This is a genomic window from Agrobacterium sp. LEGMi-208b, assembly GCF_059511785.1.
The window spans coordinates 2,753,902-2,778,307 of record NZ_CM183445.1 but is presented as its reverse complement, the minus strand read 5'-3'; the positions used below and the strand labels follow the sequence as shown (position 1 = coordinate 2,778,307).

The 24,406-nt window shown below is 60.1% G+C and carries 22 protein-coding genes; 16 read left to right on the top strand and 6 right to left on the bottom strand.

Annotated elements, in window-relative coordinates:
• Positions 1-11 precede the first annotated feature (11 nt).
• The 4 genes from sufC to AC5YUO_RS13560 all read right to left on the bottom strand — a co-directional run bounded on the left by sufC (position 12) and on the right by AC5YUO_RS13560 (position 4,113).
• Complete coding sequence (gene sufC, locus AC5YUO_RS13575; RefSeq protein ID WP_003522658.1) at positions 12-767, bottom strand: Fe-S cluster assembly ATPase SufC; 756 nt, start codon at positions 765-767, stop codon at positions 12-14.
• 111 nt (positions 768-878) lie between these two features.
• Positions 879-1,220, bottom strand: coding sequence for a GIY-YIG nuclease family protein (locus AC5YUO_RS13570; protein WP_496153660.1), 342 nt, complete (start codon positions 1,218-1,220; stop codon positions 879-881).
• Between the two features lie 55 nt (positions 1,221-1,275).
• Entirely contained in the window at positions 1,276-2,745 is a 1,470-nt protein-coding gene (gene sufB / locus AC5YUO_RS13565) for a Fe-S cluster assembly protein SufB (RefSeq protein WP_006698793.1), read from the bottom strand.
• Between the two features lie 198 nt (positions 2,746-2,943).
• The gene (locus AC5YUO_RS13560; protein WP_496153659.1) at positions 2,944-4,113 is read right to left on the bottom strand and encodes a cysteine desulfurase family protein; all 1,170 of its coding nucleotides are present in this window, start codon (positions 4,111-4,113) and stop codon (positions 2,944-2,946) included.
• A 212-nt stretch (positions 4,114-4,325) separates the two neighbouring features.
• Between AC5YUO_RS13560 and AC5YUO_RS13555 the strand changes: the two genes are divergently transcribed.
• A complete protein-coding gene (locus AC5YUO_RS13555) occupies positions 4,326-5,003 on the top strand; it encodes an alpha/beta hydrolase (RefSeq protein ID WP_035263309.1) in 678 nt (225 codons plus the stop codon).
• A 241-nt stretch (positions 5,004-5,244) separates the two neighbouring features.
• Here AC5YUO_RS13555 and AC5YUO_RS13550 read toward each other — a convergent pair whose 3' ends face one another.
• The gene (locus AC5YUO_RS13550; protein WP_496153658.1) at positions 5,245-6,366 is read right to left on the bottom strand and encodes an anhydro-N-acetylmuramic acid kinase; all 1,122 of its coding nucleotides are present in this window, start codon (positions 6,364-6,366) and stop codon (positions 5,245-5,247) included.
• A gap of 148 nt (positions 6,367-6,514) precedes the next feature.
• Between AC5YUO_RS13550 and tyrS the strand changes: the two genes are divergently transcribed.
• A complete protein-coding gene (gene tyrS, locus AC5YUO_RS13545; RefSeq protein ID WP_400816801.1) occupies positions 6,515-7,768 on the top strand; it encodes a tyrosine--tRNA ligase in 1,254 nt (417 codons plus the stop codon).
• A 232-nt stretch (positions 7,769-8,000) separates the two neighbouring features.
• On the opposite strand, the gene AC5YUO_RS13540 is transcribed toward tyrS, so the two are convergent.
• Positions 8,001-11,384 (bottom strand): hypothetical protein, encoded by a 3,384-nt coding sequence (locus AC5YUO_RS13540; protein WP_496153657.1) that lies wholly within the window; start codon positions 11,382-11,384, stop codon positions 8,001-8,003.
• 235 nt (positions 11,385-11,619) lie between these two features.
• On the opposite strand from AC5YUO_RS13540, the gene bcp reads away from it, so the two are divergent.
• From bcp to AC5YUO_RS13470, 14 genes are all read left to right on the top strand, one after another.
• A complete protein-coding gene (bcp, locus tag AC5YUO_RS13535) occupies positions 11,620-12,087 on the top strand; it encodes a thioredoxin-dependent thiol peroxidase (RefSeq protein ID WP_496153656.1) in 468 nt (155 codons plus the stop codon).
• 14 nt (positions 12,088-12,101) lie between these two features.
• Positions 12,102-12,926 (top strand): ferritin-like domain-containing protein, encoded by an 825-nt coding sequence (locus AC5YUO_RS13530; RefSeq protein ID WP_496153655.1) that lies wholly within the window; start codon positions 12,102-12,104, stop codon positions 12,924-12,926.
• Positions 12,927-13,018: 92 nt separating this feature from the next.
• Positions 13,019-14,317, top strand: a complete 1,299-nt coding sequence (locus tag AC5YUO_RS13525; protein WP_496153654.1) for a M23 family metallopeptidase — start codon at positions 13,019-13,021, stop codon at positions 14,315-14,317.
• A 219-nt stretch (positions 14,318-14,536) separates the two neighbouring features.
• Positions 14,537-16,033, top strand: a complete 1,497-nt coding sequence (locus AC5YUO_RS13520) for a DEAD/DEAH box helicase (RefSeq protein WP_400816811.1) — start codon at positions 14,537-14,539, stop codon at positions 16,031-16,033.
• A 17-nt stretch (positions 16,034-16,050) separates the two neighbouring features.
• Positions 16,051-16,485, top strand: a complete 435-nt coding sequence (locus AC5YUO_RS13515) for an NUDIX domain-containing protein (RefSeq protein WP_496153653.1) — start codon at positions 16,051-16,053, stop codon at positions 16,483-16,485.
• 854 nt (positions 16,486-17,339) lie between these two features.
• Positions 17,340-18,419: an ABC transporter substrate-binding protein gene (locus tag AC5YUO_RS13510; RefSeq protein ID WP_496154864.1), complete on the top strand. Its 1,080-nt coding sequence runs from the start codon at positions 17,340-17,342 to the stop codon at positions 18,417-18,419.
• Between the two features lie 131 nt (positions 18,420-18,550).
• Positions 18,551-19,228 (top strand): ribulose-phosphate 3-epimerase, encoded by a 678-nt coding sequence (gene rpe, locus AC5YUO_RS13505; RefSeq protein ID WP_496153652.1) that lies wholly within the window; start codon positions 18,551-18,553, stop codon positions 19,226-19,228.
• A 57-nt stretch (positions 19,229-19,285) separates the two neighbouring features.
• A complete protein-coding gene (locus tag AC5YUO_RS13500) occupies positions 19,286-19,792 on the top strand; it encodes a hypothetical protein (RefSeq protein ID WP_496153651.1) in 507 nt (168 codons plus the stop codon).
• 81 nt (positions 19,793-19,873) lie between these two features.
• Positions 19,874-21,181, top strand: coding sequence for an adenylosuccinate lyase (purB, locus tag AC5YUO_RS13495; RefSeq protein ID WP_496153650.1), 1,308 nt, complete (start codon positions 19,874-19,876; stop codon positions 21,179-21,181).
• Between the two features lie 68 nt (positions 21,182-21,249).
• Positions 21,250-21,813, top strand: a complete 564-nt coding sequence (locus AC5YUO_RS13490; RefSeq protein WP_496153649.1) for an alpha/beta hydrolase — start codon at positions 21,250-21,252, stop codon at positions 21,811-21,813.
• Between the two features lie 203 nt (positions 21,814-22,016).
• The gene (gene purC / locus AC5YUO_RS13485) at positions 22,017-22,781 is read left to right on the top strand and encodes a phosphoribosylaminoimidazolesuccinocarboxamide synthase (protein ID WP_003495374.1); all 765 of its coding nucleotides are present in this window, start codon (positions 22,017-22,019) and stop codon (positions 22,779-22,781) included.
• A 35-nt stretch (positions 22,782-22,816) separates the two neighbouring features.
• Positions 22,817-23,059 (top strand): phosphoribosylformylglycinamidine synthase subunit PurS, encoded by a 243-nt coding sequence (gene purS / locus AC5YUO_RS13480; RefSeq protein WP_496153648.1) that lies wholly within the window; start codon positions 22,817-22,819, stop codon positions 23,057-23,059.
• Positions 23,060-23,077: 18 nt separating this feature from the next.
• Positions 23,078-23,749, top strand: coding sequence for a phosphoribosylformylglycinamidine synthase subunit PurQ (purQ, locus tag AC5YUO_RS13475; protein WP_496153647.1), 672 nt, complete (start codon positions 23,078-23,080; stop codon positions 23,747-23,749).
• A gap of 78 nt (positions 23,750-23,827) precedes the next feature.
• Positions 23,828-24,232 (top strand): hypothetical protein, encoded by a 405-nt coding sequence (locus AC5YUO_RS13470; protein WP_496153646.1) that lies wholly within the window; start codon positions 23,828-23,830, stop codon positions 24,230-24,232.
• Positions 24,233-24,406 lie beyond the last annotated feature (174 nt).

Below are 24,406 nucleotides of genomic sequence, written 5' to 3'. Positions count from 1 at the left end.
TGGCCTCTGGCTTAGGCCGCTTCACCGATGATGTCGGCGTAACCATTGTTTTCCAGTTCCAGCGCCAGCGCCTTGTCACCCGAGCGGATGATCTTGCCCTTGTAGAGAACGTGAACGCTGTCAGGCACGATGTAATCCAGCAGGCGCTGATAGTGGGTGATGACGACGGTGGCGCGATCCGGCGACTTCAGTGCGTTGACACCGTCAGCCACGATCTTCAGGGCGTCGATGTCGAGACCGCTATCGGTTTCATCGAGAACGCAGAGCTTCGGCTCCAAGAGCGCCATCTGCAGGATTTCGGCGCGCTTCTTCTCACCACCGGAGAAGCCGACGTTCAGCGGACGCTTCAGCATCTCCATGTCGATCTTCAGATCGCCGGCCGCTTCCTTGACGCGGCGGATGAAGTCCGGCGTCGTCAGCTCGGACTCGCCGCGCGCCTTGCGCTGCTCGTTCATCGCAACCTTCAGGAACTGCATGGTGGCGACACCGGGAATTTCGACCGGATACTGGAAGGCAAGGAAGATGCCCTTGGCCGCACGCTCTGCAGCATCCAGTTCCAGAATGCTTTCGCCGTTGTAAAGAATGTCACCGGAGGTGACTTCATAATCTTCGCGGCCCGACAGGATGTAGGACAGCGTCGACTTGCCGGAACCGTTCGGCCCCATGATGGCGGCAACCTCACCGGCGGCAACCTTCAGGTTGAGACCCTTGATGATCTCGGTTTCGGTATCGGCGATCTTTGCGTGCAGGTCGATGATTTCAAGCATGGTTTTGTTCCTGTTCATGGTGCGGTTTCAAGGACCGCCTCGTAGACCCTATGGGCCCATCTCAACTTTCACATCCGTCATCCTCGGGCTTGTCCCGAGGATCTAATCACGTCAATTATAGTCCTCAAAGGCCGGTGTACTCGGATGCGGCACATAAGCGTTTTCGATCTCGTCGATACGATCAAAAAGATCGAACCACGTTGGGTTAAGCTCTTCGATCAACTTGATTTTCCATTCACGAAGATAGCGCTTCAACGATTTCTCCCGCTGGATCGCCAAAACGATGTTTGGGTGGGTTTCAAACCAGACGAGATTTTTCGCCTGGTATTTTTCTGTGTAACCCTTCCGTTCAGCGTTTCGATGCTCCCATACCCGTCCCGATAAATCTCCAGTGACACCGGTGTAAATTACCCCGCGCGGTTTGTCAGACATCATGTAGACGAAGCCACTCATTCTAACAGCTACCGCAGCAGATCCTCGGGACAAGCCCGAGGATGACGAGGAAAACTTATCCCACCGAACCTTCCAGCGAAATGCCGATCAGCTTCTGCGCTTCCACGGCAAATTCCATCGGCAGTTCCTGAATGACTTCCTTGACGAAGCCGTTGACGATCAGTGCGATGGCCGCTTCTTCCGGGATGCCGCGCTGCAGGCAATAGAACAGCTGGTCTTCGGAAATCTTCGACGTCGTCGCCTCATGCTCGAAGTGAGCGGAGGAGTTCTTCGCCTCGATATAGGGCACGGTATGCGCGCCGCACTTGTCGCCGATCAGAAGCGAGTCACACTGCGTGAAGTTGCGGGTGTTGGTCGCCTTGCGGTGGGCAGACACCTGGCCGCGATAGACGTTTTCCGAAAAACCGGCGGCAATGCCCTTGGCGATGATGCGGCTCGACGTGTTCTTGCCGAGATGGATCATCTTGGTGCCACTATCGATCTGCTGGTGGCCGTTGGAGACCGCGATCGAATAGAATTCGCCACGGCTGTCATCGCCGCGCAGAATGCAGGACGGGTATTTCCAAGTAATCGCCGAGCCGGTTTCCACCTGCGTCCACGAAATCTTCGAACGGTTGCCACGGCAATCGCCGCGCTTGGTCACGAAGTTGTAGATGCCGCCCTTGCCTTCCTTGTCGCCCGGATACCAGTTCTGGACGGTGGAATATTTGATTTCGGCGTCATCGAGCGCCACGAGTTCGACCACGGCGGCGTGAAGCTGGTTCTCGTCGCGCTGCGGTGCGGTGCAGCCTTCCAGATAGGAGACGTAGGCACCCTCTTCGGCGATGATCAGCGTGCGCTCGAACTGGCCGGTGTTCTTTTCGTTGATGCGGAAATAGGTGGAAAGCTCCATCGGGCAGCGAACACCCTTCGGCACGAACACGAAGGAACCGTCGGTAAAGACAGCGGAGTTCAGCGTCGCGTAGAAATTGTCCGTCGTCGGAACGACCGAGCCGAGATATTTCTTCACCAGCTCCGGATGCTCGCGCACGGCTTCCGAAATCGACATGAAGATGACGCCGGCTTTGGCCAGTTCCGCCTTGAAGGTGGTGACGACCGAGACGCTGTCGAACACGGCATCCACCGCCACCTGGCGCTTTTCAACACCGGCGAGGATTTCCTGTTCCTTCAGCGGAATGCCGAGCTTTTCATAGACCTTCAGAAGCTCGGGATCGACTTCATCGAGCGACTTCGGGCCGGGCGTGCTTTTCGGCGCCGCGTAATAATAGAGATCGTTGAAGTCGATCTTGGGATAGCTGACGCGCGCCCAGGTCGGCTCTTCCATCGTCAGCCAGCGCTTGTAAGCCTCAAGACGCCATTCCAGCATCCATTCCGGCTCCTGCTTCTTGGCCGAGATGAAACGGATCACCTCTTCCGAAAGGCCCTTCGGGGCCTTGTCGACTTCGATATTGGTTTCGAAGCCGTATTTGTACTGGTCCACATCGATCTGGCGTACCTGATCGATCGTTTCCTGAACCGCTGCCATGTCGTTCTCCAATCTCGCCGGAGCCAAGGTCCGGTGGCTTGTCAACGTATCAAGGCGGAAAGCCGCCTTATTCATCTTCGGGCAAATCGTTCCGAGCCGTCAGCCGGGGCGGAGCTTATACCCATGTAGGTGCGGGATGGCGCTTTTCACACATCCCGGCAAGCGGAAATTTGCGATTCCGCAATTCTTTGCCGCATTTTACGCGGCCTGACCGGAAAGCTTGCGCCGCCCGGCAATTTTCGTGAACGCCGCAAGCGTCCTGTCTATGTCCGCCTCGTCAGTCGCATGGCCAAGCGAAATCCTGAGCGCACCGAGCTTCGGATCACGCCCCATCGCGCTCAGCACATGGCTTTCCCCCACCTTGCCGGATGAGCAGGCCGAACCGGCAGACAGCGCAATACCTTCTATATCGAAGGCGATCTGCCCCGTTTCCGCCTTCAGGCCAGGCAGGGTGAAAAACGTGGTATTGCCGACACGGGCGACATCCTCGCCGTGAATGATCACGTCGTGCGCACTCACCCGCATGCCGTCTTCCAGTCGCGCCCGCAAAGCGGCAAGACGCGCCGCTTCAACGCCCCCATTCAGGGTCGCAACAGCCGCCGCAGCACCGAAACCGATGACGGACAGGGTATTTTCCGTACCCGAGCGATGTCCTTTTTCCTGCCCGCCGCCATGGATCAGCGGCTTCGGCATCATCACCTCACCGCGCGAGATGAGAGCGCCGACACCCTTGGGTCCACCAAGCTTGTGCGACGAGACGACGAGGAAATCGGCATCGAGTGCATTGATATCGAGCGGAATACGGCCTGCCGCTTGCACGGCGTCGACAACCATCAATCCGCCGGCCGCGTGCACCAGCCGCGCCGCTTCCGCCACCGGCTGAACTATTCCGGTCTCATTGTTCACCAGCATGCAGGCAACCATTGGCAGGCCGGCAGCGGCATCGTGTGATGCCAGCAGCACCTCGAGCGCCGCAAGGTCAAGGACACCCGCTGACGTTACGGGAACTTCCGCAACGTCATCCTTGCCGAACCGGCCGCCTTCGCGGAACGCCGGATGCTCGATGGCCGAAACGTAAAGACGGCTGACGCGTACCGGGCTGCGCCCCATTTTGAATTGGGGTGTCAGCACCAGATTGGCAGCTTCCGTCGCCCCGCTGGTGAAGGTGACATGGGCCGCCTGCGCACCGGCAAGCGCTGCAACCTCGCGGCGGGCGGTCTCGATGGCGGCGCGGGCCGCACGCCCTTCCCGGTGAACCGAAGACGGATTGCCAGCAAGATCGAGCGCAGACACAAGAACATCACGCACGGTGGGCAAAAGCGGCGCCGTGGCGTTCCAGTCCATATATGTGCGCGTCAAAACCGTCATGGCGGTGAGGCTTTATCCAATCTTCAATGCGCAAAAACGCATTTTTCTTGAAATTACAGTTGCGCTTGCCTTATGACACCACCCGAGTGCTTAAGCACACGCAAAGTTTCGAATTGTTCTAAACTGCGTTCTAGAAAAGCTGACACAGTTCGTCAAGTCTTCTCATTGGCAGAATGCGGTTCGGGAACGAAAAAACACGGACCGGAGTACCAATGCCCGAAGTCATCTTTAACGGCCCTGCGGGTCGCCTCGAAGGCCGTTATCAACCCTCCAAGGAAAAGAGCGCGCCGATCGCGATCATCCTTCATCCGCACCCGCAGTTTGGCGGCACGATGAACAACCAGATCGTCTATCAGCTATTTTATCTTTTCCAGAAGCGCGGTTTCACGACGCTCCGGTTCAATTTCCGCTCCATTGGCCGCAGCCAGGGTGAATTCGACCACGGCGCCGGCGAGCTTTCCGATGCCGCCTCCGCGCTCGACTGGGTGCAGAGCCTGCATCCCGATTCGAAAAGCTGCTGGGTCGCGGGTTATTCCTTCGGCGCCTGGATCGGCATGCAGCTCCTGATGCGCCGTCCGGAAATCGAAGGTTTCATGTCGATTGCGCCGCAGCCCAATACCTACGACTTCTCCTTCCTCGCCCCCTGCCCGTCGTCGGGTCTCATCATCAACGGTGATAGCGACAAGGTCGCGCCTGAGAAGGATGTGAATGGCCTGGTGGAAAAGCTGAAGACCCAGAAGGGCATCCTCATCACCCACCGCACCGTTCCCGGCGCCAACCACTTCTTCAATGGCAAGGTGGACGATCTGATGGGCGAATGCGAGGACTATCTCGACCGTCGCCTGAATGGTGAGCTGGTGCCGGAACCGGCGGCGAAGCGCATTCGGTGATTGGCGACGCAGTGTCGCGACGGGGTTTGATCTGGCCACAATGATTGACGGTGGGTGGGGCTTACCCCCCTCTGCCCTGCCGGGCATCTCCCCCTCAAGGGGGGAGATTAGCAGGAGGCTTGCTCTTCGCCTCAGCTGCAACGTTCAAGATGGCCGATAGGTCGCCGCGATTCGATCTCCCCCCTTGAGGGGGAGATGCCCGGCAGGGCAGAGGGGGGTAAGCCCCACCCACCGTCACCCTTTACCCCCGCACCAAAACCCCACCCGTCACCGGCTCCTTAACCCCCGTAGTCCCCGGATAGGTCAGCGGCAGCCCCTTCAGCGAGCGCACGGCCAGATAGGCCCAGGCCTCCGCCTCCATCGCCCCGCCATCGAAACCCGCCTCTTCCGCCGCAATCACCCGCGCCCCCACCTTTGCTGCAAGCTCGGAAAATTCCGCCATGATCACCGGATTGAGCCGCCCACCGCCACAGACCACATAGGTCTTCGCCGTTTCCGGCAAATAGCTTGCCGATTTGAGGATCGCAGCACCCGTCAGATGCGCCAAGGTCCGCGCGCCATCCGCCAGCGAAACCTCGCCCTTTTTCGGCGGCAGGAAATCGCCGCGGTCGAGCGACCGGCGGATATTGGCCGAAAAAAACGGGCTCTCCATATACCGCGCCACCAGCGAGGCCACGACGCTGCCGCCGGCCGCCGTCTTGCCGCCCTTGTCGAAGGCCTTGCCCGTATGTGCCTCGATCCACTGGTCGATCAACATATTGCCGGGCCCGCTATCGAAAGCGGCAAGCCGCCCCGCCTCGCCAATATAGGTGAGATTGGAGATGCCGCCGATATTGACGAAAACGGCCGGCGTTTCGAACCCATCTGGCAGATTGGCGGAAAGCGCCATGTGATAAGCGGGAATGAGCGGCGCACCCTGCCCGCCATGCACCATGTCGTTGGCCCGCATATCGTAAACCACGTCGATGCCGGTCTCTTCGGCAAGCAAAGGCCCGTCACCGATCTGCACGGTCAGCACCTCATCCGGCCGGTGCAGCACCGTCTGACCATGAAAGCCGATCACATCGATATCGCCTGGCTGAAGCCCGTGACGATGGAGAAAGGATTTCACCGCCGCCGCATGGGCAAGCGTCAGCTTGCGCTCGGCCTCCGCCAGATCGCCGGGGCGTTCGCGCCTGTCGACGATGGATTTGGCCGTGACCAATGCTTTCTGCCAGACGGCGCGCAGACCGGGATCATAGGGAAAATAACCGCTCGGCCCGTGCCGCACCACGCTTTCGCCATCCGTGCGCAACAGGGCGATATCGATGCCGTCCATCGATGTGCCGCTCATCAGCCCGATCGCCGTTTTGATCTCGCCCACCTGCCGCTCCCCTGCATTCTCGAATCATGATGACGTGAATCCAGACATTCATGGCCGAAACGGGTGCACATTTCAAAAAACAATGATAAAGCCCCGGCGTTCATTGGCTTTCAATGACGGAAAAGATCAAACCAGAAAGTAAAAGGTTATGTCCAGGTTCAAGTCCGATTTCCTCCGCACGCTCGATGAGCGCGGCTTCATTCACCAGATCTCCGATGAGGCAGGTCTCGACGAACTGTTCGCCAAGGAAACCGTGACCGCCTATATCGGCTATGACCCGACGGCTTCGAGTTTGCATGTCGGCCATCTCACCCAGATCATGATGCTGCACTGGATGCAGAAGACCGGACATCAGCCGATCTCCCTGATGGGCGGCGGCACCGGCATGGTGGGCGATCCCTCCTTCAAGGAAGAGGCCCGCAAGCTGATGACGATCGACATGATCGAGGACAACATCACCTCGCTCAAGCATGTCTTCGCCAACTACCTCGATTATGACCGCGCCAATAATCCGGCGCTGATGATCAACAATGCCGACTGGCTGCGTGGTCTGAACTACCTCGAATTCCTGCGCGATGTCGGCCGCCATTTCTCGGTCAACCGCATGCTGTCCTTCGACAGCGTGAAGACGCGCCTCGACCGCGAACAGTCGCTGTCCTTCCTCGAATTCAACTACATGATCCTGCAGGCCTACGACTTCGTGGAGCTGAACCAGCGCACCGGCTGCCGCCTGCAGATGGGCGGTTCGGACCAGTGGGGCAACATCATCAACGGCATCGATCTCGGTCACCGCATGGGGACACCGCAGCTTTACGCGCTGACCTCGCCGCTTCTGACCACCTCTTCCGGTGCGAAAATGGGCAAGTCCGCATCGGGCGCGGTATGGCTGAACAAGGACCTGCTGCCGGTCTATGATTTCTGGCAATACTGGCGCAACACGGAAGATGCCGACGTCGTTCGCTTCGCCAAGCTCTTCACTACGCTGCCGATGGATGAGATCGCCCGTATCGCCGCCCTTGGCGGATCGGAAATCAACGAGGCGAAAAAAATCCTCGCAACGGAAGTAACGGCGATCCTGCATGGCCGCGCCGCGGCGGAAGAGGCAGCGGAAACGGCGCGCAAGACCTTCGAGGAAGGCGCGCTCGCCGAAAACCTGCCCTCCATCGAGGTTCCGGCCTCCGAACTCGAAGCCGGCCTCGGCGTTCTCTCGCTCATCGTCCGCGCCGGTCTCGCCGGCTCGAATGGCGAGGCCCGCCGCCACGTTCAGGGCGGTGCGGTGAAGATCAACGATATCGGCGTTTCGGATGAGCGCCAGACGGTTGGTGCAGGTGAAGTGACCGGCGACGGCGTCATCAAGCTATCGGTCGGCAAGAAGAAGCACGTTCTGGTTCGCCCGGCGTAAAACATCCTCTCGAGGACTGCGAAAGCGCTCCTCGATGCGCCGATAAATCCGCCACTCCCGTCATGCCGGACTAGATCCGGCATCCAGTCACGACGCGTCTGCGCCGTGAAAGGGCTCTTTCGCGATCAAGGACTTGATCGCGCTAGACCCCGGATCAGGTCCGGGGTGACGGAGTGAGGATGCAACCCTTCTCGCCAAGCATCCGCTAGCGCCAGGCTTTCTGGCGCTCCATTCACTGAAACTCGAATATCTGCCGGAAGACGCCCGGCGCGATCAGCGACAGCGGATTGATCGTCAGCTTCGGCTGGTCCGTCTGGCCGGAGAGTTTGAAGGTGATGCCCAGCAACCCACGGTCGCGGCCATTGCCGAGGAAGATGCCGATGAAGGGCAGTTCCCCGAACAGCCGGTTGAGGCCATAGGCGGGCATGAAGGTGCCGGTCATGTCCATGCGGCCGCTCTGGTCCTTCAGCAGCCCCTGGAAGGTCGCGCCGATCTGCTCGCCGCGCACGACGCCGTTTTCCACCGCCACTGAGCCATTGACGTAAACCAGCCGGGCAAAACCGCGCTGGAATTTTTCCGAGCTGACATCGATATTGCGGCGCACCGCATTGTTGAGGCTCCTGCCGTCCTCGCCCGTCGGCGTGGCGACGATGTCCTGCAGCTTGGCTTCGTTGACGACGGCAAAATTGCGCAGGTCGAGCGATCCGCTCCAGTCGCTGCCATTGGAAGTCGTCAGCGCAAGGTTGAGAAGGCCGCCGCGAATGCGGCTGTAGATATTGGCGAAACGGGCGAGCGACCCCGCATCGCTGCTGGTCAGCGTCACCGTTCCCGTTGACCCCCGATTGGTGGTCTGCGCCACCACCGCCTGGCCATTGCCGGTGACGCCACGGAAATCGATCGAGCGGACCTTGCCGTCCCGCACGCTGACATCGGAACTGACATTGGCGAGGATTTCGTCGTTGAACCCGTAGACCTTGTCGAATTGCGTCTTGATGGCAAGGGATGGCTGCGAACGCGACGTGCCATCGCCGCCGCTGGAAGAGCTGCGCAGCTTCGAGAGGAAAGGCCTGACATCGGCGGATTTTCCCGATGCATTGATGACATAGCCGTTTTTCGAAGCGGCAACCGAAACGGCGTAATTATCGGAGGGCGACAGCTGCACGCGGCTGAGATCGGCTGAAATCAGCCCGTTCTTGCTGAAGGCAATATCGCCGGCAGCGCCGAAGCCGTCGCCATCGAGCGCGAAGTCACTGATCGTCGTGCGCCCGTCTCCCGTTTCAATGGTGAAGGTGGCACTGGCGGGAATGCCGATGCCCTTGCTCCAGCCGAGCCCGGGCAGAATGATCGACGCCTTGGTCAGATCGAGCCGGATATCCTGGCGTTTCGGGTCGGCACCGTCGATTTCAATCGCCGTGGTGCCGCCAAGGACGGTGGACAGTTCCGGGGCGAGCTTTGCGACCTGCGTTTCATTCAGGTTTGCCTTCAGCGACAATGTCGGCGCGATATCGCTGTTCTTGCGCACCGGCTCGGTCATCACGATGTCCATCGGCACGTCATCCACGCGGCCCTTGCCCTCCAGCTTGAGCTGGCGGTCGTCCAGCGTCATGAAACCGTCGAGCGCCGTCACCTTGTGGCCGGCAAAGGGCTTGGTCAGCGACAGGTTCTTGAGGTCGAGATCGGCGGTCCACACCGGCGGAGGCGGATTGTGGCTGGAAAGCAGGCCAACGGTCAGGTTGGCATGGGCTTTGACATCGCCGGTGAAATCCTCCGGCTTGAACTGCGTGTCCTTGAGCGCATTGATGGGCTTGAGCGCCGCAAGCTCGGCCACGGCATCGGCCGTACCCGAAACGTTCAGTTCGAGATTGCCGAGCAGCGGCTTGTCGTAAACGGCGGAAATGAGGAAACGGCTGTTCTCCAGCGCAAGCGACCGGTTCGACGGGAAATAGGATGTGCCCCGTTTGATATCGACGGCCATCTTGCCGCCCACGAGATCGAAATGGGCGTCGACATCGCGCAGCGGCGGAATGTCGCCGGTGGTATTGAGACGCGTATCGTCGATATCGAAGCGGATCTGCATTTCGCTTTCGCCGAGCACCAGCGGGCAGCCGGGGCCGCACATCCGTCCCTGCGGGATGAAGATCGCGATTGAACCATTGGTGACGGTGCCGCCGTACAGATTGGATACCACCCAGTCGCGCGGCTTATGCGCCATCCAGAACGGCCAGAGCTGCTTGACCGCCGTGGCCTCCATCTTCGGAATCTGCCCGCCGAAACTGATTTCCGGCGACCCCTGGCCAAACCGAATTTTCAGCGATCCCGCCATGTCTCCGAGCGGGCCTGTGACATAAAGCGAGGGAACGTCGAGCTGCTTCGTCGCCGCCGTAAAATGCCCGTCCGCCTTCAGGCTGAACGGAACCGGGGCCTCGCCCGAAGCTTCGGACGAAGCAACGCCATTGTCGATCCGCAGCGAAAGGCCGAAACCGTCTTCCGTATCGCTGATTTCACCGGCGACCGGAATAATTGTCCGCCCCAGCTCCAACCGCGAATTTTCGATGACAAGTGTGCTTTTTGCAAAATCGTAATGCGCATTGACGGTGCCCGCCGTGAAGGTCTGGGCTTCGCCGCCGATCCGGAGCGTTCCGTTGCCCATGCCGAGGGAGACATCCAGCCGCGGCTCCTGCCCGTCCGTGGCGCGCCGCGCGACAATATTGACACCGGTCTTGACGTTCAGGCCTTCATGGAGATTGCCGTCGGGATCGTATTTTTCCAGAAACGGGCCGATATCGAAACCGTCGATGCGGGCCTCGAAGCCGTTGATCACACCGCCCGCGCCGGAGGTCTTGAGCGCCACGCTGGCAATTTCACCGTTAAACAGCGTTTCCCCGTCAAGCGAATATCCGCCCTGCTGATCCGGCGTCAGCGACAGTTCCCGCACTTCGATGGTGCGCGGCTTGCCCAACTCGCCGGGCGGCAGGTGAACCGAAACGCTGGAAATATCGATTTCCTCGGTTCCGCTGCTCAGGAAAGCCTGAGCGAGCTTGTCGAGCTGCCCGAAGGCCTCCTGCAATTGCTGCGGCACGGCGTCGAGCTTGACGCTGGTGAGATCGAACCCGTTACCCCTGGGCAAAAGCGCCGTATCGAGCTCCATCCCATCGGCCTCGAGGCTCTCCACCGAGACACGGCCGGCCAGAAGCGCAAGCGGATCGAGCGCCATGCCGATCGCCCGCGCCCGGCTCATATGCTGGCCGGATTCCTTCTCGATGATATCCACGTCCTCCGCCACCAGCGCAAGGCGCAGCCCGGTGGAAAACCTGATCGCCGAGGAGCCGATCCGCGCGCTGTAGTGGGGCCCGAGCGCCCTTTCCAGCGCCTGCTGCGCCTGGCTGGAAAGCGTCGCATCGATCGATCCCGTCTCGACGGAAAGAATGATGCCGCCGATGGAGAGGAAGGCCAGCACGAAAAGTGCTGAGAAAATCTTGATGAAGGCACGCGCCATGGAGCGTGGCGCCGGGCAATGCACGATGATGGGATCTTCGGCCTGTGCCGAAGGAAGATCATGCAGCGCAATGATATCGCGCCTGCTGAACTTGACCTTTTCACCCCTGACTTCAGCCATACGCCCGTATTTGCCCTTGAATAGCTTCTGTTTCGCCGCAACACCGGAGCGGGATGGCGAAAAGTGTAAGCGGTTTTCGTCTGGAATCCCGCTTTAATTCTTTAATCCAGATCACGATTGAGAATGAAGGTCGAAACGATCTTAATTCTCAATCGTGATCTGGACGACGCGCGGTTTCGCTATATATCGAATGTGGCGACTTTCCCTCAACATCCCGGCGAAAGAAAGGTAGATTATGACAGACTTGACGATTGGCGGCACCGCTCCCGATTTTACTTTGCCCCGTAACGGTGAAGGGACGGTGACATTGTCCAAACTGCAAGGCAAGGCGGTCATCCTCTATTTCTACCCGAAGGACGATACTTCCGGCTGCACCGCAGAGGCCATCGACTTCAGCGCGCTGGGCGGCGAGTTCGAGGCAGCCAATGCCGTCGTCATCGGTATTTCGCCCGACAGCGTTAAAAGCCACGACAAGTTTGCGGCAAAACATTCCCTTTCCGTCATGCTCGCGTCTGACGAGGAGAGGAGGGTTCTGGAAGCCTATGGCGTCTGGAAGGAAAAAAGCATGTATGGCAAAAAATACATGGGCGTCGAACGCACCACTTTCCTCGTGGCCCCGGATGGAAAAATCGCGGAAATCTGGAACAAGGTGAAGGTCGCGGGCCATGCACAGGCCGTTCTCGAGACTGTGAAGAAGCTCTGAGGGACCAACCCGCCGTGACGCCCCCGTTCAAAATCATTTCGCTGCGAGGCGGCGCGACGGATGCGATCATGAGCGCCGATCTCGACAGAAAGACCGCGCTTGCGCAGGAAACGGCGACACGCTGGTTCGAACGCCGCCTGTCGCTGCGTTCCCCGCTCGACCCGCCGCTGCCTGAGCGGCCGGGCAGGCCCGAGAGGCCGGAACTCGTGCCGCCGACCGCCGTGGAACGCCGCTCCCTTCACAGCGTCAGGGGCCGCATCGCGCTGCTGCATGCCATAGCCCATATCGAACTCAACGCCGTCGATCTCGCGCTCGATATCGTCGCCCGTTATGCCAGCGAGCCAGTGCCGCATTCCTTTTTCGATGGCTGGATGCAGGTGGCCTTCGAGGAGGCGAAACATTTCCGGCTGGTGCGGGACAGGCTCAGAAGCCTCGGCGCAGACTATGGCGATCTGCCGGCCCATGACGGGCTCTGGCAGGCCGCCCATGCCACCCGCAACGATCTCACCGCACGGCTCGCCGTCGTCCCGCTCATCCTGGAAGCGCGCGGGCTGGACGTCACCCCTTCCCTGCAGGCGAAGATGCGCGAGACCGGCGATCTCGAAAGCGCCGCCGTTCTCGACGTCATCTATAATGACGAAAAGGGCCACGTCGCCATCGGCGCGAAATGGTTCCGGTTCCTGTGCGCCCGTGAAAAGAAGGACCCGGCCGCAACCTTCAGGCAGCTGGTGCGCGCCAATTTCCGCGGCCCGCTGAAACCGCCCTTCAACGACCTTGCCCGCGCCGAAGCAGGCCTGACGCCTTCCTTTTACCGCTCGCTCACATCCGTCAGCCAATAGCCGACAACGCCGAAACGCCTCTCCGGCAAAACTTCGTTAACCTTAACGAATTATGATTTCCCTTAAGAAATCGGCCAGTCCGGAGAGAGATTGTGACTGATACGGCGGAAAACCGGGTATTCGGCAAAAAGCGTGAGCCGCACGTGCTCATTCTCGCGCGCGGCGAAAGCGTGCGGCACATGACCATCCGGCCATGGATGGCGGCGCTTGCCGGCTGCACGATCGGCCTTTTCTCACTCGGTTATCTCGGCGCCACAGGCTATCTCATCTTGCGTGACGACCTGATCGGCGCAACCATGGCGCGCCAGACCCGCATGCAGAACGACTATGAAGACCGCATTGCAGCGCTCAGAGCCCAGGTGGACCGTGTCACCTCCCGGCAATTGCTCGATCAGCAGGTCGTTGAAAAGAAAGTGGAAAAGCTGCTGGAACAGCAGGCGGCGCTGACATCGCGACACGGCCGCATGAGCGAATTGCTGGAACGCGCCGAAAATTCCGGCATCGCCGCCTCCCCGGCCGCGCCCTCGTCCCTTTCGAACGCCATGGCGCCGGAAAAACGCGCCGATCTCTCCGGCGGCCTTTCGGCCATTGAAAAGCTGATGGCGCCACGCAAGCCGCAGGCGGAAAAACCCGCCACATCGGACAGACGCGCCGCATACGTCCCCGAAGCCGGCGAAACGCCGTCCGACCGGGCCGACCGGGTGTTTTCCAAGGTGACACTGTCGCTGAAGGATATCGAACGCCAGCAGATATCGCGCATCGCCCGACTGACCAGCGACGCCGAGGACAAGGCGAATGCGATGCAGGACATCATCCGGCAGGCGGGCCTTAAAATCGAAGAGAACGGCAACGACGACATAGGCGGCCCCTATGCCGATCCCGAGCGCGGTGAAACCGATCCTTTCAACCTGTCGCTCACCAATCTCGACAATGCGCTGAACCGGCTCGACATCGTCAAGGAAACAGCGACCACCCTGCCCTTCGGCAACCCTGCTCCCGGCCGGGCGATCACCAGCCGATTCGGCAACCGGATGGATCCGTTTCTCGGCCGCCCGGCCCTGCATACCGGCATCGATTTTCGCGCCGAAACCGGTGCTGACGTCAAATCCACCGGCGCGGGCAAGGTGACCATCGCGGAAAATTCCGGCGGCTACGGCAATATGGTCGAGATCGATCACGGCCAGGGTGTCTCGACGCGATTCGGCCATCTCTCCGCGATTTTGGTAAGAGCCGGCGACAAGGTCGAAGCCGGCGATGTCATCGGCCGCGCCGGCAGCACCGGCCGCTCCACCGGTCCGCATGTGCATTACGAAGTGCGCCGCAATGACACGCCTGTTGATCCCATGCGGTTCCTGATCGCCGGAACGGAACTCAAAACCTATTTAAAATAGCAGCCCTATTTTAAGGCTTTTTTTGCGCTTTTTACGATAAATCGCTGAAATCTGCACCAAAGGCCCAGAAGCCCCGCCCGAAGCCCGCTGTTTCGTGCGCTTTTCCCGTTGTTTCCTTGACTTTCCGGCAATTTGGGCCTATCCCCGCGCCAAGTCTTTGCAAGTGCCGTTGCGGCACGCAGGTGTTCTTACCGAACCAGAACGGAAAAAGTTCTTCCTTTGACAACATTCTCTGATCTTGGCCTGAGCCAAAAAGTTCTTTCCGCTATTGCAGATGCCGGCTACACGACGCCGACACCCATTCAGGCTGGCGCCATTCCGCCGGCGCTGGAAAAGCGTGATATCTGCGGTATCGCACAGACCGGCACGGGCAAAACCGCCTCCTTCGTTCTGCCGATGCTCACCCTGCTCGAGAAGGGCCGTGCGCGCGCCAGAATGCCGCGCACCCTGATCCTCGAGCCGACCCGCGAACTTGCAGCGCAGGTGGCGGAGAACTTCGAGAAATACGGCAAGAATCACAAGCTGAACGTCGCCCTCCTCATCGGCGGCGTGTCCTTCGAAGACCAGGACCGCAAGCTTGAGCGCGGCGCCGATGTCCTCATCTGCACCCCCGGCCGTCTTCTCGACCATTGCGAGCGCGGCAAGCTTTTGATGACCGGCGTGGAAATCCTCGTCATCGACGAAGCCGACCGCATGCTGGATATGGGCTTCATTCCCGATATCGAGCGCATCGCCAAGATGATCCCCTTTACCCGCCAGACGCTGTTCTTCTCGGCCACCATGCCGCCGGAAATCCAGAAGCTGGCCGACCGCTTCCTGCAGAACCCCGTCCGTGTCGAGGTCGCCAAGCCTTCCTCCACGGCCAAGACCGTTGCCCAGCGCATCGTCGCCGCGCACGCCAAGGATTATGAGAAGCGCGCCGTGCTGCGCGATCTCGTCCGCGCCGAAGAAGCCGAACTGAAGAACGCCATCATCTTCTGCAACCGCAAGAAGGATGTGGCTGATCTGTTCCGCTCGCTCGACCGTCACGGCTTCTCCGTTGGCGCGCTGCATGGCGACATGGACCAGCGTTCGCGCACCACGATGCTGCAGAACTTCAAGGACGGTAATCTGAAGCTGCTCGTCGCCTCCGACGTTGCCGCACGCGGCCTTGATATTCCGGATGTCAGCCACGTCTTCAACTTCGATATTCCCATTCACTCGGAAGACTATGTCCACCGCATCGGCCGCACCGGCCGTGCCGGCCGCTCGGGCAAGGCTTTCACCATCGTCACCAGAAGCGACACCAAATATCTCGACGCGATCGAAAAGCTGATCGGCGAAAAGATCGAGTGGCTGAACGGTGATCTCTCCACCCTGCCCGCGCCCATGGAAAGCTTTGAAAGCAATTCCGGCCGCCGCGGCAAGGAACGGGGCGGCAGAGGCCGCGACCGCAACCGTCGCGACGCAGCGCCGGTCGAAAACATCAATCAGGGTGCACAATCCGCTGCGGACACTGATATCGCGGCTCATGGAGACGACAAGGTGAAAGCAGAACGCAAACCGGAAAAGACCCCGCGCAATTCCGAGCGCAACAGCCGCAACCCGCTGCACGCCAATGACGACAACCGCGACCGTCGCCGTCACTATCGCGACCACGATGATGGCCCGACACCGGTTGGTTTCGGCGACGACATTCCCGCCTTCATGCTGATCGTGGCCAACGCCAAGGCCTGACCAGCGCGATTGACAGCATGACATCGACCATCAAGCCCGGCCTCGATTTTCCGGGTGTGGGCGTGGGTCTTGTCATATTGCGCGAAGGCCGCCTGCTTTTATGCCGGCGCATGAAAGCGCCGGAAGCCGGATACTGGAGCATTCCGGGCGGCAAGGTGGATCACCTCGAGACCTGTCTCGCCGCGGCGCGGCGGGAGGCCGAAGAGGAAACCGGTCTTCAGATCGGCACCGTCGAATTTCTCTGCCACAGCGAATTCATCGATACGGAAGACCGTCACCACTGGGTTTCGCTGATCTTCGTCACCCGCGACACGCAGGGTGAACCGGTGCTGACCGAACCGGATAAGCTTTCCGCCATTGGCTGGTTCGATCCGGATAAGCTTCCCGAGCCTGTTTCCGCTTTTGCAAAAGACGCCCTGGCCGCGCTCAATCAAGGCCGCACGGAAAACTGAACGAGCCCGCCCGTGGATAAGCCATGGCAGTCGACGGGGATTTCGGACAGTGAAGGGAGTTTGCCGGAGCTTGCCTTGCCCGCTCCGCGCTATATGTTTTCTATAAAACCAAGAATGAAAGAACGTCTTTGCGCGAAGCGTTTCGAATTCAATTTTAAATTGCTTAAATTAGCACCATGTAAAAAACCGCTCCAGTTTCCCGAAGCGGTTTGTACGTAATAAAAAAAATACAATATAGAATGCAATATAGTCTGGCAGTGCTTATAATCGGAACACTTTCCGAGGCCTGATATGGCCAATTTCAGTCGTCCCCTGAAACAATTACATCTAAGCTAATCATTTACTTTCCGTCAAGCAAATCTTCTCGCAAATGCGAAAAAAACATGGCGGAAAAGAGGTAGGCAATGGGAAGGCTTATATATTTGCCTTATATATCAATAAATTAAATATGTGGAAATAAAATGTGCATCTTTTTGTGCTGCACTTTAAAAAAGCAGAAGCGTCGACCGACTTTTTCTAAACTGTGCTTATACGCACCACATGTAATAGATTTATGAAGTAACGCGTCTGACGATGAAAAGGTGAAATACTTCTCCGCCCGCCCGACGCGAGAGCGAGTCGCTCACCCGAAAAGACCGGCTCTCCGTCAAAACAAGAGTGCGCAATTATATTGAGCGGCAGCAACCACAAGCTGCGGCGCCGGCCGACAATCGCGAACTGGACGATTTCAGACCAAAACCGCCGCCCCGCAGATGGCGATATGCGATTAAGATGGAGCATCGTTGATTTTTCCTTTGGAAAACCGGTTGTTGCCGATAAACATCAAGCCGGGACAACAGGATTTCGATCACGTCATGCTTTCACTTCGCCTGCTAACGATCATCGCCGGTTTTGCCTTTGCGGGCTCAGCAAGCGCGGCGTCGATTGGCATCGTTGCCCCGCAGAATGGTCCTTACGAGCTTCTGGGGCAGCAGGTGCGGCAGGGTGCCAAGGCGGCGGCGGCCAAGCTCGGCCTCGACGTCGTCGAAATCCACGAGAGCTGCGAAGACGGCAGCGGCGGCGCGATCGCCGATGGCCTGGTGGCCGCCAAGGTCAGCGCCGCGATCGGTTTTTTATGCACGGAAACGCTTCAGGGCGTTCTGCCGCCATTAAAGGCGGCCGCTATTCCGGCGATCACGCTCTCCAGCCGCGCGCCTATTCTGATGGAAGACTCCCTGAAATATGGCTGGCCGCTTTTCCGCCTTTCCCCTTCCGACAGGGCCGAATCGGACAGGATCGCCGAAATCATCCTGCGTGACTGGAAGGGACATTCCATCGGGCTTGTGGACGACGGCACGATCTATAGCCGCGAACTCGTGGACCGCATCCGCGCGTCGCTGGAGGAAAACGGCCTCAAGCCGACATTTGCCGATACGATGCGCCCCAATCAGGAACAGCAGGTGGCGCTGGTGCGCCGGCTGGCGCGAACCGGCATTTCCCACGTCTTCGTGGGTGCGGAGCGCAACGACGTCGCCATCATCGCGAGAGACGCCGCATCCGAAAACCTTGCTTTGACCATCATGGGCGGCGATGCCATGAATGCGGCGAACAACCCGGTTCCCCTCACCGCCAATGTGCTTGCCGTCACGCGCCCGGCCTATGATACCCTGCCCTCGTCCCAGGCCGTCACCGGAGAGTTGCGCGGCGCCGGCGTCGAACCCGAGGGTTACGTCCTGCCGGCCTATGCGGCGACGGAACTGACTGCCGCCCTCGCGGAGGCGGTACAGGCACAATCGAAACCCGCGCCGGAAATACTGGCTGGCGGCACCGTCTTCAAAACCGTCATCGGCGATCTCGGCTTCACACCCTCACACGACCTTTCCGACAATCCCTATCGCCTGCAGCGCTGGAACGGCCAGCGCTTCGAGCCGGCGGACAAGGCGGAAAGACAATAGGCGAAACCCGCGCCGCCGAAAATTCGGTGAAACGCGGCTGAAAACGGCGGGCAACCCTCAGGCCAGCCGTTTCAAACCCCGATACTTGATGTTAAAGGCAGCTTACGCAACGCGTCGAGAGGAGTTTGCCCATGTCCCTGCCCATCCGCATAGCCCCGTCCATTCTGGCTGCCAATTTCGCCAAGCTGGGACAGGAAGTCGCCGATGTCACGGAAGCCGGCGCGGACTGGATCCATCTCGATGTCATGGACGGCCACTTCGTCCCCAACATCTCCTTCGGGCCTGATGTCATCAAGGCGCTGCGGCCCCACAGCATGGCCTTCTTCGATTGCCACCTGATGATCGCGCCCGTCGATCCCTATCTCGAAGCCTTCGCCAAGGCCGGCTGCGACAGCATCACCGTGCATGCGGAAGCGGGACCGCATCTGCACCGCTCGCTGCAGACAATCCGCGGGCTTGGCAGGAAGGCCGGCGTGACGCTCAACCCCGCCACACCGCTTTCCGTCATCGAGAACGTGCTTGATGATGTCGATCTCGTCCTCATCATGAGCGTCAATCCCGGTTTCGGCGGTCAGAAATTCATTCCGGCCATGCTCGACAAGATCCGGGCGGCAAAGGCGATGATCGGCGACCGGCCGATCGATCTGGAAGTGGATGGCGGCGTGACGGCGGAAACCGCAGGCGCAATCATTGCCGCCGGCGCCAATGCGCTGGTGGCAGGCTCGGCCGTCTTCAAGGGCGACGGCGTTGCCGACTACCGCAAGACCGTCGCGCAATTGCGCTTGGCGGCGGAAGCCGGGCGGACGTAATCCGCCACCGCTGAATATGGCGAGGCCGGGGGGCATTACAGGCGTTGGGGGATAATCATGGAAAGCGACAGGCGGGATTTCCGTGAGACGGCTTCGGCAGCGCTGTTCCTGGCTCTCGGCGCCCTTGTCTGGGCCCTCTGCTCCGCCGCTGCCACCGCCATCGGCCTCTATGTCCGAAACCGGCTGGAAACCGACCATGCGGCCGATATCATCACGCTTTTCTTCTGCGGCGGCCTTTTAGGCTGGCTGCTGGCCGTCATGGCCTTGCGCTTCCTTCCCGCCTCCACTTCCCTGCCACTGCGTTTCGCGGCGGCCTGCCTCGCCATCGCTTTCTTCACGCTGGCCGTTGCGGTGGCATTTTTCGCGTTCCAGTACCGTATCTTTTATGCGCAATGGCACGCACCGGCCTTTTCCCGCATCTGGTTTTTCCAGCAGCTCTTCACCTCGCTCGGCGCGGTCTACCAATTCGCCATTCTCGGTCTCGGACTGTATTTTCCCTTTGCGGCTCTTCCGCTCTTGGCCGCCGGCGCGTTCCTCTGCCGGCGTGCGCCGCAAGCGACATAGCCATGCAGCTTGATAGATTGAGATTACCGGAACACTTTGCTAAACGGGCAGCAAAATTCCTCCACTAAGAAAGTCATTGCCATGATCCCTCGTTACTCCCGGCCGGAAATGGTCGCCATCTGGTCGCCGGAAACAAAGTTCCGCATCTGGTTCGAGATCGAGGCCCATGCCTGTGACGCGCTGGCCGAACTCGGCGTCATCCCCAAGTCCGCCGCCCAGACCATCTGGGAAAAGGGCGGCAGCGCCACTTTCGACGTCGCCCGCATCGATGAGATCGAGGCCGTGACCAAGCACGACGTCATCGCCTTCCTCACCCATCTTGCGGAATTTGTCGGTCCCGACAGCCGCTTCGTGCATCAGGGCATGACCTCGTCCGACGTGCTGGACACCACGCTCAACATCCAGCTCGTCCGCGCCGCCGATCTGCTGCTCGCCGATATGGACCGCGTGCTGGCCGCGCTGAAAACCCGCGCTTTCGAACACAAGAACACGGTGCGCATCGGCCGCAGCCACGGCATCCATGCCGAGCCGACCACGATGGGCCTGACTTTCGCCCGCTTCTACGCCGAGATGCACCGCAACCGCGAGCGCCTCGTCAATGCCCGCGCCGAAATCGCCACCGGCGCGATCTCCGGCGCCGTCGGCACCTTCGCCAATATCGATCCGCGCGTCGAGGAACATGTCTGCGCCAAGCTCGGCCTCATCCCCGAGCCGGTTTCGACGCAGGTCATCCCGCGTGACCGCCACGCCATGTTCTTCGCGACCCTCGGCGTCATCGCCTCGTCGATCGAAAACGTCGCCATCGAAATCCGCCACATGCAGCGCACCGAAGTTCTGGAAGCGGAAGAGTTCTTCTCTCCCGGCCAGAAGGGCTCGTCCGCCATGCCGCACAAGCGTAACCCGGTTCTGACCGAAAACCTCACCGGCCTAGCCCGGCTGGTCCGCATGTCCGTCGTTCCGGCCATGGAGAACGTAGCGCTCTGGCACGAGCGCGATATCAGCCACTCCTCCGTGGAACGCGCCATCGGCCCCGACACCACGGTTACCCTCGATTTCGCGCTGAACCGTCTGGCCGGCGTCATCGAAAAGCTGGTGATCTACCCGGACAACATGCTGAAGAACATGAACAAGTTCCGCGGCCTCGTGCATTCGCAGCGCGTTCTGCTGGCGCTGACGCAAGCCGGCGTTTCGCGCGAAGACGCTTACCGTCTGGTACAGCGCAACGCCATGAAGGTCTGGGAACAGGGCGCTGATTTCCTGGAGGAACTGCTGGGCGATGAGGAAGTGCGCGCCGCCCTTCCCGAAGAGGCGATCCGCGAGAAGTTCGATCTCGGTTACCACACCAAGCATGTCGACACGATCTTCACCCGTGTCTTCGGCAAGGCCTGAGAGAACTCCTTGAAGTTAATGCCGCCGCGACCTTGATCGCGGCGGCATCACAACACAGATATGGGCGCATGAAAGTTTCAGAAGCAGATATCCTGATCGTTCCCGGTTATACCAATTCGGGGCCCGATCACTGGCAGAGCCGCTGGGAGCGCAAGCTTTCCACCGCCCGCCGCGTCGAGCAGGCCGAATGGTCCAAACCCGTGAAGGAAGATTGGGTCGCCCGGCTGGTGGAAGAGGTCAACGCCTCCACAAAGCCCATCGTCATCGTCGCCCATTCGCTTGGCGTGCCGACCGTGATCCACGCCCTGCCGGAAATCGGCAAGAAGGTGTCCGGCGCACTTTTTGTCGCCCCGCCCGATGTCGCCAATCCCGATATCCGGCCGAAGCACCTGATGACCTTCGGGCCCTATCCGCGCGATCCGCTGCCGTTTCCGGCAATCACCATCGCCAGCAGAAACGATCCCTTCGGCTCCTATGAACATGCCGATGACATCGCCGCCGCCTGGGGATCGCTGCTGGTCGATGCCGGCATGTCCGGCCATATCAACGCTGAGTCCGGCCACGGTCCATGGCCCGAAGGCGGCATGGTGTTCGCCCAGTTCCTGAGCCGGCTGAAGGCAGTCGAGCCATGACGGTGGCGGCCATGTGGACCGCCTCCCCCTCGATCGGCCCCGCAGGCCGATTTTCAGGACGAAGCGGTTTCCCCGGCCTGTCACAAGAATTGAAGGGAAATATGCCAGCCGCATTGTAGAATGCACTCTTTTCCTTTATGGGACCGCTTCAAAGACCAAACGCAACGCCACCAGAATCGGCGTCAACCAAGAGACCTGCCATTATGAACCGTCGCCGCCGTATTTACGAAGGCAAGGCCAAGATCCTCTACGAAGGTCCGGAGCCAGGCACGCTTATCCAGTTCTTCAAGGACGATGCGACCGCCTTCAACAAGAAGAAGCACGAAGTCATCGACGGCAAGGGTGTGCTGAACAATCGCATCTGCGAATATGTCTTCACGCATCTGAACAAGATCGGCATTCCCACCCACTTCATCCGCCGCCTCAACATGCGCGAGCAGCTGATCAAGGAAGTGGAGATGATCCCGCTCGAGATCGTCGTGCGCAATGTCGCCGCCGGCTCGCTCTCCAAGCGCCTCGGCATCGAGGAAGGCGTGGTGCTGCCGCGCTCGATCATCGAGTTCTATTACAAGTCGGATGAGCTGGAAGACCCGATGGTCTCCGAAGAGCACATCACGGCCTTCGGCTGGGCCAACCCCGCCGAGCTTGACGACATCATGGCGCTCGCCATCCGCGTCAACGACTTCCTGTCCGGCCTCTTCCTCGGCGTCGGCATCCAGCTCGTCGATTTCAAGATCGAATGCGGCCGGCTGTTCGAAGGCGACATGATGCGCATCATCCTCGCCGACGAGATTTCGCCTGATAGCTGCCGCCTGTGGGACATCGAGACCCAGAAAAAGATGGACAAGGACCTGTTCCGCCGCGATATGGGCGGGCTTCTGGAAGCCTATTCCGAAGTGGCGCGCCGTCTCGGCATCATCAATGAAAACGAACCGATCCGTGGCACCGGTCCGGTCCTTGTAAAGTAATATTGGCCTCGTAGGGTAAATCAGGAGAAGATCAGGTGATCAAGGCACGGGTGACTGTTACGCTGAAGAACGGCGTTCTCGATCCGCAGGGCAAGGCAATCGAAGGCGCGCTCGGCAGCCTCGGTTTTGATGGCGTCGGCCACGTCCGCCAGGGCAAGGTCTTCGATCTGGAACTGGAAGGCGCCGACGTGGCCAAGGCCGAGACCGACCTGAAGGCAATGTGCGAAAAGCTGCTGGCCAATACGGTCATCGAAAACTACGCCATCAGCATTCTTTAAGCTCCAGGAGCCGCCGCCATGAAATCCGCTGTCGTCCAACTTCCCGGCCTCAACCGCGACCGCGACATGATCGCGGCTCTGACGAAAATCTCCGGTCAGGCGCCCGTCACCATCTGGCAGACGGAAACGGATATTCCCGATGTCGACCTGATCGTCATTCCGGGCGGCTTCTCCTATGGTGACTATCTGCGTTGCGGCGCCATCGCCGCCCGCATGCCGGTCATGCAGGCCATCCGCGAAAAGGCGGAAAAAGGCGTGAAGGTTCTCGGCGTCTGCAACGGCTTCCAGATTCTGGTCGAAGCCGGCATGCTGCCGGGTGCCCTGATGCGCAATGCCTCGCTGAAATTCGTCTGCCGGGAAGTGAAGCTCGAAGTCGCCAATAACGACACCGAATTCACCCGCGCTTACGACAAGGGCCAGATCCTGCGCTGCCCCGTCGCCCATCACGACGGCAATTACTTCGTCGAAGCCGAAGAGCTGAAGGCGATGGAAGGCAACGGCCAGGTGGTGTTCCGTTATGCCGAGGGCACCAACCCCAACGGCTCGCTGAACGACATTGCCGGCGTCATCAACGCCAAGGGCAATGTCCTCGGCATGATGCCGCATCCCGAAAACCTCATCGAAGCCGCCCATGGCGGCAATGACGGCCGCGGCCTCTTTGCTTCGGCACTCGGCGTCATCGCAGCCTGATGGACCGGGCGGGCTTCAAGCCCGCCTTTTTTGATGCCGGCTTCCGGCGATGTTTCGGCTTCTCTTCTGGATGACCTGATGCCCCGCATTCTTCGACACGATGCCTATAAAGCCACCGGACTGATCCTCGCTGCCGCCGCACTTGCCGCCTGCCAGCCGAAACCGCAGCCGGCCGCTTCCGTCTCCCGCGCGGCCTTGCCGACGATGGAGAGGATCGCGCTTGGCGCCAATGCCTGCTGGTTCAAATCGGGCGATGCGGCGTTCAAGGCCTATCGTCTGGCCCCGGAACTGAACTCTTTCTCCGGCCGCCCGCGCATCCTGCTCGTGCCGCGCAACAGCCCGGAATCGCGCCCCATGCTGGTGATCCAGGCTGAAGGCAACCCGGCAAAGCTCGACGCCTTCGGACCCGTGATGAGCGACGCCATCTCCGGTCGCATCGCCACCGACGTCAAGCGCTGGGCAAATGGCGGCAAGGGCTGCTGATCGACAATTCGGCTCCCTCATCCCTGTGCTTGTCACAGGGATCCAGCCAGCCCAAGTCCTTGGGCTGAGATGAGTCTTTTCGCCGCGCAGACGCGCGTCGGCTGGATTCCTGTGACAAGCACAGGAATGAGGAACGCGGATACCTAGCGCAAGAATCTTCCCCCTACCTTTTCC

What these genes read in the sequence shown, in the direction of transcription:
- sufC (WP_003522658.1), bottom strand. Translation starts at nt 767, where the DNA reads ATGCTTGAAATCATCGACCTGCACGCAAAGATCGCCGATACCGAAACC.
- AC5YUO_RS13570 (WP_496153660.1), bottom strand. Translation starts at nt 1,220, where the DNA reads ATGAGTGGCTTCGTCTACATGATGTCTGACAAACCGCGCGGGGTAATT.
- sufB (WP_006698793.1), bottom strand. Translation starts at nt 2,745, where the DNA reads ATGGCAGCGGTTCAGGAAACGATCGATCAGGTACGCCAGATCGATGTG.
- AC5YUO_RS13560 (WP_496153659.1), bottom strand. Translation starts at nt 4,113, where the DNA reads ATGACGGTTTTGACGCGCACATATATGGACTGGAACGCCACGGCGCCG.
- AC5YUO_RS13555 (WP_035263309.1), top strand. Translation starts at nt 4,326, where the DNA reads ATGCCCGAAGTCATCTTTAACGGCCCTGCGGGTCGCCTCGAAGGCCGT.
- tyrS (WP_400816801.1), top strand. Translation starts at nt 6,515, where the DNA reads ATGTCCAGGTTCAAGTCCGATTTCCTCCGCACGCTCGATGAGCGCGGC.
- AC5YUO_RS13540 (WP_496153657.1), bottom strand. Translation starts at nt 11,384, where the DNA reads ATGGCTGAAGTCAGGGGTGAAAAGGTCAAGTTCAGCAGGCGCGATATC.
- bcp (WP_496153656.1), top strand. Translation starts at nt 11,620, where the DNA reads ATGACAGACTTGACGATTGGCGGCACCGCTCCCGATTTTACTTTGCCC.
- AC5YUO_RS13515 (WP_496153653.1), top strand. Translation starts at nt 16,051, where the DNA reads ATGACATCGACCATCAAGCCCGGCCTCGATTTTCCGGGTGTGGGCGTG.
- AC5YUO_RS13510 (WP_496154864.1), top strand. Translation starts at nt 17,340, where the DNA reads ATGCTTTCACTTCGCCTGCTAACGATCATCGCCGGTTTTGCCTTTGCG.
- rpe (WP_496153652.1), top strand. Translation starts at nt 18,551, where the DNA reads ATGTCCCTGCCCATCCGCATAGCCCCGTCCATTCTGGCTGCCAATTTC.
- AC5YUO_RS13500 (WP_496153651.1), top strand. Translation starts at nt 19,286, where the DNA reads ATGGAAAGCGACAGGCGGGATTTCCGTGAGACGGCTTCGGCAGCGCTG.
- purB (WP_496153650.1), top strand. Translation starts at nt 19,874, where the DNA reads ATGATCCCTCGTTACTCCCGGCCGGAAATGGTCGCCATCTGGTCGCCG.
- AC5YUO_RS13490 (WP_496153649.1), top strand. Translation starts at nt 21,250, where the DNA reads ATGAAAGTTTCAGAAGCAGATATCCTGATCGTTCCCGGTTATACCAAT.
- purC (WP_003495374.1), top strand. Translation starts at nt 22,017, where the DNA reads ATGAACCGTCGCCGCCGTATTTACGAAGGCAAGGCCAAGATCCTCTAC.
- purQ (WP_496153647.1), top strand. Translation starts at nt 23,078, where the DNA reads ATGAAATCCGCTGTCGTCCAACTTCCCGGCCTCAACCGCGACCGCGAC.
- AC5YUO_RS13470 (WP_496153646.1), top strand. Translation starts at nt 23,828, where the DNA reads ATGCCCCGCATTCTTCGACACGATGCCTATAAAGCCACCGGACTGATC.